The organism is Spirulina sp. LEGE 11439, assembly GCF_059821285.1.
Window position 1 is genome coordinate 42,096 of record NZ_JCAMRX010000027.1, and the last position, 11,995, is coordinate 54,090.

Below are 11,995 nucleotides of genomic sequence, written 5' to 3' on the forward strand. Positions count from 1 at the left end.
ACTGAATGTCACTGTGACCGAACAATTAGAATTAACATCGCCATTAATGCTCAGAAAGCAAATGGTAATAGCCTTAGCCGCTTTATTTCCAGTCTTAATTATCTTTGCTTGCGTGCCGATTTTAATTAAAATTGGCGAACATGAAATTGATGCCAATACTATAGTATTCAATCGTTCTTGGATCGCAGGGACAATGTTGCTCTCTGGAAATGGAATCTGGAATCTCAAAAAGAAAGGGTCTGGACATTCTCTTGCTCTTAATTTTCCTCGGAAGCGAAATGTATTATTACTTTTGCTCCTGCTTGGAGTCTTTTCTGTCAGTCAACAACTCCTTTATGCTTGGTCATTAACGCAAACCAGTGCGGCTAACTCGGAAGTTTTACACAGTTTAACTCCCTTGTTTATTACCTTAGTTGGAGCGATATTCTTGGGTCAGAAGTTCGATCGCCAATTTCTGCTTGGAATGGCGATCGCAATTTGTGGCTCGATTGCCCTCACTGCCCATGATTTCTCTATTTCTCTCGACCAATTACAAGGCGATGGATTAGCCTTAATTTCTGCTCTGTTGTGGGGAGGCTATATATTAGTTTTAGAAAAACTAGAAACTCAATTAAGCATCAACACTATCACAACATGGACTTTCCCGTTAAAAACTATTCTCTTATTCCCGATTTTAATAATTATGGGTGATGACTTGTTTCCTCACTCTGGAGGAGTCTGGCTCATTGTGATGGTCATGGGAACAATTGAAATTTTTGCTAAATTTTTATTAACATATAGTCTACAAAAATTATCTTCAGGATTAGTCGCCACGATTTTACTTCTCCATCCCGCACTGACAGCATTTCTAGCTTGGGAAATCTTATCAGAAACATTAAGTTTATTTAATATCTTGGCATTCATTTTGATTTTGCTTGGCGTATACTTGGCAACACTGAGTCAGAGTGAAGTAAAAATCAAAGAAGAGCAAAGTTTAGAGGAAAATTAAATCATTTTTATTTCGAGTTTATATCGGATAAAATAATCGAGACGATTCTAACAATTGAGATCGAAAAAAGAATTATGACGCAAATTTTATCAATAGAGAGTGAAATCGCGATCGACCAAGCCGTTACTTTGCTAAAACAAGGGGATGTTGTTGTCTTTCCCACCGATACAATTTATGGAATTGGAGCCAGTATTGCGAAGGAATCAGGGATTAAAAAGATTTTTGAGGTCAAATCGCGATCGCGCGATAAACCCCTCATTATTTATGTTGCCACTTTTGCACAACTGCAACAAGTCACCCGCGAAATCCCCGAAAAAAACCTAGAATCCCTCCGCAAAATTTGGCCGGGAGCCATGTCGGGAATTTTCCCAAAAACGGAAATTGTTCCTTTGTTTGTCACATCCGGTAAAGATACCGTTGCGGTGAGAATTCCCAATCATCCACTCTGTTTAGAATTAGTCCGTCGAGTCGGTCATCCCCTCGCCGTGACCAGTGCTAATGTATCAGGAATGAAAACTCAAGACACGGCTTCAGAAGTTGCCGCACAATTGGGAGAACGAGTACCACTGGTTTTGGATGGGGGACCCAATCCCGAACAACAGCCTTCTACTCTCGTTGATTTTACGGGATCGCCGGCTCAACTTTTGCGTGAGGGGGCTTGGTCTTTTACCAAACTCCGTCAAGCAATTCCTGATTTAAAACCTATTCCCGATCGCTGAGTTTTTGCTCGAGCAGCCGATACAAACTCCGAAAATAGTCGCGATCTACAGAACAGTAGCGCAGATGGCGATATTGGTTTTGCTTGGCGATCGCACTGCGTCCGTGGAGAATGCGAGAATTATCAAACATGACGAGATCCCCGGGTTGCAGGCTATATTGCAACCCAAACCTCGTATCGGTATAAAGCTGCATTAGTTTTCGGTAAGCTGCATAAAACGGCGCGATCGCTGCCTCGGGTAAATCCAAAGGAGCCGCAAAGAGATTATTAATGCGAACTGATTGTAAATGACCGCAACTATCGAGACTGAAAATCGGATAACGCGATCGCATATCGATGCGATCGCGGTAATATTTGCGGAAAGAAACCTCATACCGACAGAGTAGCTCAAATGCCGCCGCATCTTGCAGACGTAGTTCCTCAGCGATACGAAAACCATCCACAAAAATAGACTGACCGCCACCCTCCTCTCTTGCCATCAGACAATGGAAAAAAATAATTCCCGGGGGGGCATCTTGATAAGCATCATCCGTGTGCGGAAGCAAATCTCTACTCGAATTCGCAACACTTTTTTGACTCTCTTTTAGATCGGCAATAATCTCAAAAATACGCCCATAATTCGTCTCCAACAGGGGACCAAATAACTGAGCAAAGGATTCTAATTGACCCGGATCGGGGGACAAATTACGCACAAAACAAATACCATAATCTCTCAGATGTTTGAGTAATTGCAGCATCCCCCCGTCCCCATTCTGAACCTCTTTGCCAGTAACCTGCGGTAGATTGGCTGAAATATCTCGATCCCAAAGAATGTGCCGGTGTTGGCGATGTACTCTTTCCTGTGCAGAATAGCAGTGCTGACGCAACCAACCAGCATCGTAAACACTTTTATGATTATTGGGTTTCCAGTGAATTTCTAGGACATTACCCTGATGCCAATCAACCGATCGCGGTTCGATATCCACCGGAATATCAACGAGGCGAATGTACTTTTCCCCTCGTCTGGGATCGCCACAAGCAGGGCAGTAACAGTTATCTCGCAGCCAAAGATAGTGAAAGGTACTGCAATGACCATCACTCCAATAGACCAATAGTTTTTCCCGATCGCTTTGGACTCGAGCAATTTTCTCTCTTTGAGAAAGTGCGATCGCCGAGTTACTCTCATTCATTGTTTCTTTCTGCTACAAATTCATCATCTGCGTAAAACTTTGCTCTCCCCCATAAGTCTCGCAAGCCTGTTGCAACAATTCACACAGTCTCTCGGAGAATTCGAGGGGAGTCTTAAAAGTCGTATTGAGTTCATCAATCAAACAGGCATCTTTATGAGCCAAATTCAACGTAAATGCCGGGCCGGGATTCCCCTCTAAAATCGAAGGCAGCAACTTTTCTGCAACCCAGCTACTCCCCGAACCCGCTTGAATCATACCCGTGAGTTGTTTGGCATCGATACCCGCTTCGCTTCCCAAAGATAAGACCTCTCCGAGAGCCTTAGTATTGATAAAACAAAGATAATTAATCAACAACTTCGCCAAAATCGCTTGGGAAAGAGAGCCAACATAATAAATTTGCGAGCCGATCGCTTGCAATATCCCCTCAATTTGGACAAAAATTTCCGCATCTCCCCCGACAAACATCGAAAGCGTACCATTTTGAGCGCCTGTTGCTCCCCCAGAAACCGGAGCAGCAATGGCAGAAATTTCCTGTTTTTCAGCCAAGGCGGAAATCCTGTCCATAATGTCAACGGAATTCGTTCCCGTATCGAGCCAAATTGTACCGGGACGAGCATGAGCGATAACCCCTGCATCCCCCAACATCACAGCGTCTAACTGTTTCGGTCCGGGAAGACTGGTCATGACAACATCTACATCCTTGACAACCTCTGGGAGAGAGTTGCGCCAAATTGCTCCGGCTGCAATTAAGGTTTCTGCTTTTTCGGGTTGGATGTCGTGTACGGCAACAACAAACCCATTCTGGAGTAAATTGGCAACCATGCCACTCCCCATATTTCCTAAACCAATAAAGCCAATTTTCATGAGAACTCTCTGCTAATTAATATCAGCCTTCGTAGGCTTCATCGGTAATATTTAATGCCTCATCAATGATGGCAAACCCTTCTTCAAGCTGTTCCTCATTGATACACAGTGGCGGAGAAACAAACACGAGATTCCAGCGCACGAGACCATGTAACCCCAATTCTCGCAGACGAGCGGCGACTTTACCCATCACCTGCATTTCCTCGGGTTTAGCGTTCCACGGTGCCAAGGGTTCTCGCGTTTCTCGGTTCTTGACGCATTCGATCGCGCCATAAAGTCCCAAGCTGCGAACATCTCCAACGGAGGGATGTTTGCGTTTCATCTCCTGCATTTTTTCCGCCATGCGATCGCCCATTATCCGGCTATTTTCGACCAGATTCTCTTCCTCATACACCTGCATGGTTGCTAAAGCCGTCGCGCAACCCAAAGGATTGCCGCTAAAGGTTAAGCCACAGGCAAAAGCATGGGTTTCAAAGTAATCGGCAATGGGTTGACGAACCATGACCGCACCCATAGGAACATAGCCACAGGTGAGGCCTTTTGCCATTGCCATAATATCGGGAACGACTCCATAATGTTCGATCGCAAACATTTTCCCCGTGCGACCAAACCCTGCAATCACTTCGTCGCAAATGAGTAAGATTCCGTGGCGATCGGCATACTCCCGTAAAGCCTGCCAATAGCCATCGGGGGGAATAATTGCGCCGTTGAATCCGGTAATCGTCTCCATCAGGATCGCGGCGACATTTTCCGGCCCCTCAAACTCAATGGTTTGAATGACATGATCGATATAAACTTGGGGATTTCCTTCGGGTGCGTAACCGAAGGGACAGCGATAAGCGTAGGGATCGTGAACTCGCACGATGCCGCTAATGGTCGGTTCGTGGGGCCACCGTCTCGGGTCTCCCCCAGCAATGGCCGCCCCGAGGGTCGCCCCGTGATAGCTGCGATAGCGGGTGACAATTTTCTGTCGTCCCGTATACATTCTGGCGATTTTAATGGCATTATCGATCGCTTCGGCACCGCTCAGGGTAAAGAAGACTTTGCTCAAATCTCCCGGGGTAATTTCTGCTAATTTAGCGGCGGTGGCTGCACGAATTTCCGTGGCTGTCCCCGGATGAGCGAAGGCAAGGCGATCGGCTTGATCTTTAATGGCCGCAACCACTTTGGGGTGAGCGTGGCCAATGTTCATATTGACGTACTGACTGGAAAAATCCAAGTAGCGCTTGCCGTCTTTGTCCCAAAAATACACCCCTTCTGCCCGATCCATAACAATCGGATTTTTGACATTTTGTTGGGGAACCCAAGAGAAAAAGACGCGATCGCGATGAATTTTAACAATTTCTTGATTGTTCATTATTTACCCCGCACTCAAGCAATAGTTTGATTTCAATGTTCTGGTCGCCATGCACGGAGAATCGTCGAGAAGGGAAAATCCACAAAGGAGGTATACCCGGGATCGAACCGCTTAGAAGTCGATACAAGTTCCAGTGTAAAAGGTTCTCGGACAACTCGAGAAAACCCGACGCTTTCCAATATTTGCATGCAGGTCTGCTCTTCCCAGTGATAATGCCAAGAGCTTTCCCTCCGTCCATCTGGCAGTTCCACCCGACAGATGCACTGTTCGCTCTCTTGAGTGTCGGCCGGGTCGCGACCGCTCGTTGGAGTCTGAAAGATCGAAACCCCCGCTCTGTAGGGACGTTTTATACTGGTTCGAGTCCATAAGTCATTATTGACCGCAAAAACCAAACGACCTCCAAGGCAGAGGTTATCATAAGCGTTTTGTGCCATACTTTTCAGTTCTGTCTTGTCTTTGGCATAGCAGAATAAGCAATGGGCAACTATAACATCGAAGTTGCCGCCATCGACGCATCCTTGAGTTATTGCATCCTTGAGAACATATTGAATTCCCAAGGAGGCCGCCCTTTCAATTTCTTTTGCCTTAGCAATCATCCCACTGCTAATATCGCTGCCAACTACTTTCGCCGATGGACAAATCTGTTTGAGTCTTCGTGCGATGGGTCCAGTTCCGCAAGATATCTCGAGAATACGTTGATCTTTCACATTACCAATAGCTGCCACAAACAAATCTACTGCTGCTCTTCGATAATCTGTCTGTAGGTAGTCTTCAAAGATGTCCGCAATATCGTTATTATATTGATATTTAAGATCGTCATGAATTTGAACAATTTTTTCAGCATTCATACTTAATGTTTATTCCTCGAAACAATGCAATCGGCTTTTTACAATCTTAAGGACGGCGAAAATGGAATAATCCCCATTTAAACAGACCTTTTTCCGCCGATTCTACCCATTGATACAAGCCCTTTTTCGTACCTTCTAAAAACTCGGCCGTGCATTTTTGACTGAGTTCCTCATAATGAGTCACTACAGAGTCTCTCAATTTGGTGTAATGAAGACATAACTGCTCGGATTTATCGATAATATTTAGCGTTTCAAAACCCAAACTTTCTGCTTTCGTCTGATAGGATTGGAACGATCCGATCCGTTGGTGATGAATGTTGACTCGTCCCAAAGAATCTTGCAATGCGCCATCGGGACAATCATCTGCTTGGAGAATATCCATAAAGAGGAGTTGTCCGCCCGGTTTGAGGACTCGATAGGCTTCTTCCATGACTCGATCTTGCCCGTCGGTGTGGAAGAGAGCATCTTGAGACCAAACGAGGTCAAAACGAGCATCCTCACAAGGAATTGCTTTAAAGTTGCCCGGGATAATTTCGATGAGACTGTCTAAATTCTGTTCGCGATTGCGCCGCTCATTTTCCTGATTTTGCTCTTCACTAATATTGAGACAAGTGACGTGACAGCCATATTTTTTGGCTAAATGCCGGGCTGCCGGTCCGTAACCCGAGCCGAGGTCAAGAGCGCGAAAATCGGCGTTGAGATGCTGGACTTGCGTTGCCATCCATTCTGTGGTTTTTGCCATGGCATCGGCGATCGGGCGATCGGGATCGTCCTCATAAGACCCCAAATTTAAGGTATCGCTGCCAATGGCAATTTCATAGAGATAACGAGCATTTTCGCTGTTATAATGGACTCTGGCGCGTTCTGTGGCGCGATCGGGATTGGCTGTTGCGGTCATGGAAATACTTGTACCTTAATATTCAAAATGTACGGATCGTTGGTTATTAAGAAAAAGAATTAACTGTGAAGTTGGTACTACGATTCAAGGGTGAATCTTGCTTCATCTTCTGGATAAATTGAATCGATGTGAGGATGAAGGCGACACAAGCGAGCAACTTCTTCGCGAACCTCTGCGATCGTGCTAAGGGTCGGTTCGTTTTGCAATACTTTAGCGAAAAGATCGGCAATGCTCAATATTTCTTGACCTGTAAAACCTCGGGTTGTTAGTGCGGCAGTCCCTACCCGAATGCCGCTACAGACTGTCGGTTTTTGAGTATCGTAGGGTAGTAAATTTTTGTTGACGGTAATACCCACATGAGCAAGGCGCTCTTCGGCTTCTTTCCCGGTAATCCCTTGAGGACTTAGATCGATGAGCATGAGATGGTTATCTGTCCCTCCCGAAACAAGGCGAAATCCTTGTGCTGTGAGATTTTCTGCTAAGATTTGACAATTCTCTAGAGTTTGACGTTGATAGAGGGTAAACTCTGGGGACATGGCTTCTTTGAGCATCACGGCTTTAGCGGCGATCGCATGAACGTGAACGGCTCCTTGCATCCCCGGAAAGACTGCACTATCGATCTTGCGAGCAAATTTTGCGGCGGAGTGTTCCCCCAGCAGAATCATGCCGCTACGGGGGCCGCGTAAGGTTTTCTGGGTACTGGTGGTGACAAAGTGAGCATAAGGAAGGGGAGAAGGATGCAATCCGGTGGCCACTAAGCCGACAATATGAGCAATATCCGCTAACAACAACGCACCTACCTCATCTGCAATTTCCCGAAAGCGTTGGAAATCAATCTTGCGAGGATAGGAACTCGCCCCGGCGATGATGAGTTGAGGCTGAATTTCTTGGGCTTGAGTGAGAATGCGATCGTAGTCAAGACGTTCTGTTTCGGGATCGACTTGGTAAAAATGACAGTCATATTGCTTTCCTGTCATGGTGAATTTTGCCCCGTGGCTGAGATGTCCTCCATGACCGAGAGACATTCCGAGGATGCGATCGCCCGGTTTGAGAACGGCAAGATAAACCGCTTGATTCGCTTGCGACCCCGTATAGGGTTCGAGATTAGCGTGAGCCGCCCCAAATAATTCCTTGGCCCGGGCGATCGCTAAGTTTTCTAATTTATCAATATTCTCGCAACCGCTAAAATAGCGACGACCGGGATATCCTTCTGCTACCTTATTCGTGAAAATCGATCCCGTTGCTTCCAAAATAGCCTGACTGACAAAGTTCGCAGCCGCAGTTAACTCAAGACTATTTCTTTGGCGTTCGTTTTCCCGATTGACCAGAGCAAAAACATCTGGATCGACTTCAGATAAAGAAGTGTGACTCATAAAGTAACTCAAGTAGAAACAAATTTACAGTATCTAACTGTAAATCATTACCTCTCTTGATAGCTTCACTACCTTTCTTTTTATTTTTTTAATAAACAACCTTTACAAAGTAAGTTACTCTCAAGCGCTTACTCAACATTCGTTGTTGAATCAGGGGGTTTAGATTCGGACTTTGCTCTTAAAAATGTACTGCGCGCTTTTTGTTCTGGGGAAGGTTCGGAATGTGTAGAGATAGGCCGCCGTCTGACAACTTTACCGAGGGTACTGGGATCGACTGCACCGAGACGAATGCGAATTCTCGGACCGGTTTCTCCAAGGCGCACGATCGTACCATCATAGACGGGAATCGTTTCCCTTTCTTTTGTCAGTACATTTCCATCAACATAAGTGCCATTCGCGCCAAAATTAACGATTTCCCAATGGGAATTGTCGGCAGCGAGATCCCGTTCCGCGATCGCGTCAATCTGTTGTAACTTCGCGTGGCGACGAGAGACCACGGCACTATACAAAACAACATCATTTTTGCTTCCGCGCCCGAGGGTAATGTCTGTCTCGGACTCAAACACCCAACTTTGAACCGGGGCAGATTTACTAGGATGCAACAAGGTTATGACGATCACCGCATTTCCCCAGAACGATAACTGAATAATGGGCGGCTAATAGACGATAAACACCCTTTTAAAGACTAGCATCGAAGCAACCGTTCGGGAGTTGAACTCACAGAGGAAAAATACAGCTTTCTCCTGAAGAAGGCGCGATCGCACTCCCCTTTCCCTTAAATTTTACCCTTGCAGAAAATAGAGATGCGATCGCACCGATTTCTCTTTATCCAGTCAAAATTCGAGAATTTTCGCAAATTGTCGAAATATTACAATATATTAATAAACATCGAAACAAAAGGCGTTCTCGACCAACCCGACTCCTTTGAGATAAACAGCCCTTATTATAGAAGCCAACATGATTGCCCCAGAACAAGTTAACAAAATCGTTTGGAATCAGCATCAAGACCCCTTTGAAGTCCTCGGACCCCATCCCCTCGAACAAAACGGGAAAGTGCAAAGTTGGGTTGTCCGCGCCTATCTCCCCAACGCAGAAAAAGCTTGGGTGATTTGCCCCGACGAGCGCCAAGAATATCTCATGCAGGCAGTTCATCACCCCAATTTTTTCGAGTGCAAAATCGACACCGAAGAACTATCTCATTATCAACTCCGCATTCACGAAGGAGGACACGAGCGCGTCATTCACGACCCCTACGCCTTTAAATCTCCAGTTCTGACCGGTTTGGACTTGCACCTCTTTGGCGAAGGCAACCATCACCGCGTTTACGAAAAGATGGGAGCACATCCCATGGAACAAAATGGCATCAAAGGCGTTTATTTTTCGGTTTGGGCTCCCAATAGTCGTAACGTTTCCGTGTTAGGAGACTTTAACAAGTGGGACGGTCGCTATCATCAGATGCGGAAACTCGATGGCGGGACGTGGGATATCTTTATTCCGGGCTTAAAAGCCGGCGACCATTACAAATACGAAATCAAAAACTGGGACGGACATATCTACGAAAAGAGCGATCCCTATGGTTTTTGGCAAGAAGTCAGACCCAAAACCGCTTCGATAGTGGCTGACTTAGATCGTTATCAGTGGAACGATGCAGACTGGATGGAAAAGCGCCGCAATGCCGATACTCTAAACGAACCCATTTCGGTCTATGAAGTTCATTTGGGATCTTGGATGCACGAAGCCATGAAACATCCCGCTCGCTATCTCGAGGGAGAAGGTCCTTCCATTCAAGCAAACGAACAGAAGGAAGGAGCGCGATACCTGACCTATTACGAGCTATCCCAACGTCTCATTCCTTACGTGAAAGAGTTGGGCTACACTCACATTGAACTGCTTCCTGTTGCCGAACATCCTTTTGATGGCTCTTGGGGCTATCAAGTAACGGGATATTTTGCACCCACTTCTCGTTATGGTTCCCCAGAAGATTTCATGTATTTTGTCGATGAGTGTCATAAAAATGGCATTGGAGTCTTGGTGGACTGGGTTCCCGGTCACTTCCCCAAAGACGGTCACGGCCTCGCTCGTTTTGATGGCACCCACCTCTACGAATACGAAGATCCCCGTATTGGGGAACATAAGGAATGGGGAACTCTCGTTTTTAATTATGGACGTAATGAAGTTCGCAATTTCCTCGTTTCCAATGCCCTATTCTGGTTCGATAAATACCATATCGACGGAATTCGAGTGGATGCAGTCGCCTCAATGCTCTATCGCAACTATTTCCGGAAGGATGGCGAATGGACGGCGAATAAATACGGCGGTCACGAACACCTCGAAGCGCGAGATTTTATCTGTCAGGTGAACAGCGTTCTCTACAGCTACTATCCCGGTATTCTCTCCATTGCAGAAGAGTCCACGGACTGGCCGATGGTGTCTTGGCCGACTTATGTGGGAGGGTTGGGTTTCAACCTGAAATGGAATATGGGTTGGATGCACGATATGTTGGATTATTTCAACATGGATCCGTGGTTCCGCCAATTCCATCAGAACAATATCACTTTCAGTATGTGGTACAACCACAGCGAGAACTATATGTTGGCGCTGTCTCACGATGAGGTCGTTCATTGTAAGAGCAGCACTCTCGGCAAGATGCCGGGGGATGAGTGGCAAAAGTTTGCCAACGTCCGCGCTCTATTTTCTTATATGTTCGCTCACCCCGGTAAGAAAACTATGTTTATGAGCATGGAGTTCGGTCAGTGGGATGAGTGGGATATTTGGGGGGATCTGGATTGGCATCTGTTGCAACACGAGCCTCACCAAAAACTCAAACGGTTTTTCTGTGATGCCAATGCCATGTACAAGAGCCAGCCAGCTTTGTATCAGAAGGATTACGAGGAAGAGGGTTTTGAATGGATCGATTGCAGCGATAGTCGTCATAGCGTTGTTTCCTTCATCCGTCGCAGTCGCGATCCCGAAGATTATCTCATCTGCGTTTGCAACTTTACTCCGCAACCTCACAGCCATTATCGTATTGGCGTTTATGAGGAAGGATATTATACGGAGTTGTTTAACAGTGATGCTGGGAAGTATGGCGGCAGCAATATGGGGAATTTAGGCGGTAAATGGGCGGAGGAATGGTCGTTCCACGATAAGCCTTATTCTCTAGATTTGTGTTTGCCGCCTTTGGGGGTTCTCTACTTTAAGTTAGATCGGCAGAAAACAGCCGCCGCGATCGAACAAAAGGCGGTTGATGTTGAAGCTGAGGAGAATTAATGACTGGATTTGATTAGACGGGGATGACTCGCGATCGCTACGGCGATCGCGAACTTTACTACTCCTAATACAAAAAGCAACTCTCTGTTTTGGGTCAGATCATTTCTCTTTAAAATTATTGATTTTGAATCTTGCGATCTGTGGTTAGTGTTTAAAGAATTTGGTATAACCTACGACTGCGATCGCACTTTCAATAAAAAAAGGGCAGAAATGCCCTTGGAAATTGCGCTGCGAGAAATTAAAAACTTAACTGATGCTTAAAGCAACAAGAAATAAAGTTCCGACGAAGAGAAAGGCGATGCCGCCTAAGAGAGAGTAGCGTTGTTGCTGTTCGGGACTGGGGTACTCGGCATAGTACATTTCCGGTTCGTTGGAGTAGTTGTTGAGAATGCCGTTTTCGTTGGTGGTGGTATACATTTGAATATCTCCGATTGTGTTGCTTTTGGTAAATATATGCTGCGAGAAATTAAAAACTTAACTGATGCTTAAAGCAACAAGAAATAAAGTTCC

The 11,995-nt window shown here is 45.8% G+C and carries 11 protein-coding genes; 3 read left to right on the forward strand and 8 right to left on the reverse strand.

All coding sequences use genetic code 11. The features are described 5' to 3' along the window. Nucleotides 1-13 precede the first annotated feature (13 nt). Both AC6RV6_RS17675 and AC6RV6_RS17680 read left to right on the forward strand, forming a co-directional pair. Entirely contained in the window at nt 14-988 is a 975-nt protein-coding gene (locus tag AC6RV6_RS17675) for a DMT family transporter (protein WP_500242192.1), read from the forward strand. 74 nt (nt 989-1,062) lie between these two features. Next, on the forward strand, nt 1,063-1,707 hold the full coding sequence (locus tag AC6RV6_RS17680; protein WP_500242193.1) for an L-threonylcarbamoyladenylate synthase: 645 nt from the start codon (nt 1,063-1,065) through the stop codon (nt 1,705-1,707). On the opposite strand, the gene AC6RV6_RS17685 is transcribed toward AC6RV6_RS17680, so the two are convergent. From AC6RV6_RS17685 to AC6RV6_RS17715, 7 genes are all read right to left on the reverse strand, one after another. Then, entirely contained in the window at nt 1,691-2,875 is a 1,185-nt protein-coding gene (locus AC6RV6_RS17685; protein ID WP_500242194.1) for a TauD/TfdA family dioxygenase, read from the reverse strand. The two genes, AC6RV6_RS17680 and AC6RV6_RS17685, sit on opposite strands and share 17 nt — an antisense overlap. A 12-nt stretch (nt 2,876-2,887) precedes the next feature. Continuing rightward, complete coding sequence (locus tag AC6RV6_RS17690) at nt 2,888-3,739, reverse strand: NAD(P)-dependent oxidoreductase (RefSeq protein ID WP_500242195.1); 852 nt, start codon at nt 3,737-3,739, stop codon at nt 2,888-2,890. A 22-nt stretch (nt 3,740-3,761) separates the two neighbouring features. After that, on the reverse strand, nt 3,762-5,096 hold the full coding sequence (locus tag AC6RV6_RS17695) for an aminotransferase class III-fold pyridoxal phosphate-dependent enzyme (protein WP_500242196.1): 1,335 nt from the start codon (nt 5,094-5,096) through the stop codon (nt 3,762-3,764). A gap of 32 nt (nt 5,097-5,128) precedes the next feature. Beyond that, nucleotides 5,129-5,944: a class I SAM-dependent DNA methyltransferase gene (locus AC6RV6_RS17700; RefSeq protein WP_500242197.1), complete on the reverse strand. Its 816-nt coding sequence runs from the start codon at nt 5,942-5,944 to the stop codon at nt 5,129-5,131. 46 nt (nt 5,945-5,990) lie between these two features. Beyond that, nucleotides 5,991-6,842, reverse strand: a complete 852-nt coding sequence (locus AC6RV6_RS17705; RefSeq protein ID WP_500242198.1) for a methyltransferase domain-containing protein — start codon at nt 6,840-6,842, stop codon at nt 5,991-5,993. Nucleotides 6,843-6,919: 77 nt separating this feature from the next. Continuing rightward, nucleotides 6,920-8,215: a serine hydroxymethyltransferase gene (gene glyA, locus AC6RV6_RS17710; RefSeq protein WP_500242199.1), complete on the reverse strand. Its 1,296-nt coding sequence runs from the start codon at nt 8,213-8,215 to the stop codon at nt 6,920-6,922. Between the two features lie 128 nt (nt 8,216-8,343). Beyond that, nucleotides 8,344-8,835 (reverse strand): FHA domain-containing protein, encoded by a 492-nt coding sequence (locus tag AC6RV6_RS17715; protein WP_500242200.1) that lies wholly within the window; start codon nt 8,833-8,835, stop codon nt 8,344-8,346. 337 nt (nt 8,836-9,172) lie between these two features. Here AC6RV6_RS17715 and glgB point away from each other — a divergent pair, with 337 nt between their 5' ends. Next, nucleotides 9,173-11,485 carry a 1,4-alpha-glucan branching enzyme gene (gene glgB / locus AC6RV6_RS17720; RefSeq protein WP_500242201.1) on the forward strand — a complete coding sequence of 771 codons (2,313 nt, stop codon included), beginning with the start codon at nt 9,173-9,175 and terminating at the stop codon, nt 11,483-11,485. 246 nt (nt 11,486-11,731) lie between these two features. Here the strand turns inward: glgB and psb34 are convergent, their stop codons facing one another. Next, on the reverse strand, nt 11,732-11,902 hold the full coding sequence (gene psb34, locus AC6RV6_RS17725; protein WP_500242202.1) for a photosystem II assembly protein Psb34: 171 nt from the start codon (nt 11,900-11,902) through the stop codon (nt 11,732-11,734). Nucleotides 11,903-11,995: the final 93 nt, after the last annotated feature.

Bases quoted from the DNA above. Each gene is read 5' to 3' on its own strand.
- AC6RV6_RS17685 (WP_500242194.1), bottom strand. From the start codon at position 2,875: ATGAATGAGAGTAACTCGGCGATCGCACTTTCTCAAAGAGAGAAAATT.
- AC6RV6_RS17695 (WP_500242196.1), bottom strand. From the start codon at position 5,096: ATGAACAATCAAGAAATTGTTAAAATTCATCGCGATCGCGTCTTTTTC.
- glyA (WP_500242199.1), bottom strand. From the start codon at position 8,215: ATGAGTCACACTTCTTTATCTGAAGTCGATCCAGATGTTTTTGCTCTG.
- AC6RV6_RS17680 (WP_500242193.1), top strand. From the start codon at position 1,063: ATGACGCAAATTTTATCAATAGAGAGTGAAATCGCGATCGACCAAGCC.
- AC6RV6_RS17700 (WP_500242197.1), bottom strand. From the start codon at position 5,944: ATGAATGCTGAAAAAATTGTTCAAATTCATGACGATCTTAAATATCAA.
- AC6RV6_RS17705 (WP_500242198.1), bottom strand. From the start codon at position 6,842: ATGACCGCAACAGCCAATCCCGATCGCGCCACAGAACGCGCCAGAGTC.
- AC6RV6_RS17690 (WP_500242195.1), bottom strand. From the start codon at position 3,739: ATGAAAATTGGCTTTATTGGTTTAGGAAATATGGGGAGTGGCATGGTT.
- glgB (WP_500242201.1), top strand. From the start codon at position 9,173: ATGATTGCCCCAGAACAAGTTAACAAAATCGTTTGGAATCAGCATCAA.
- psb34 (WP_500242202.1), bottom strand. From the start codon at position 11,902: ATGTATACCACCACCAACGAAAACGGCATTCTCAACAACTACTCCAAC.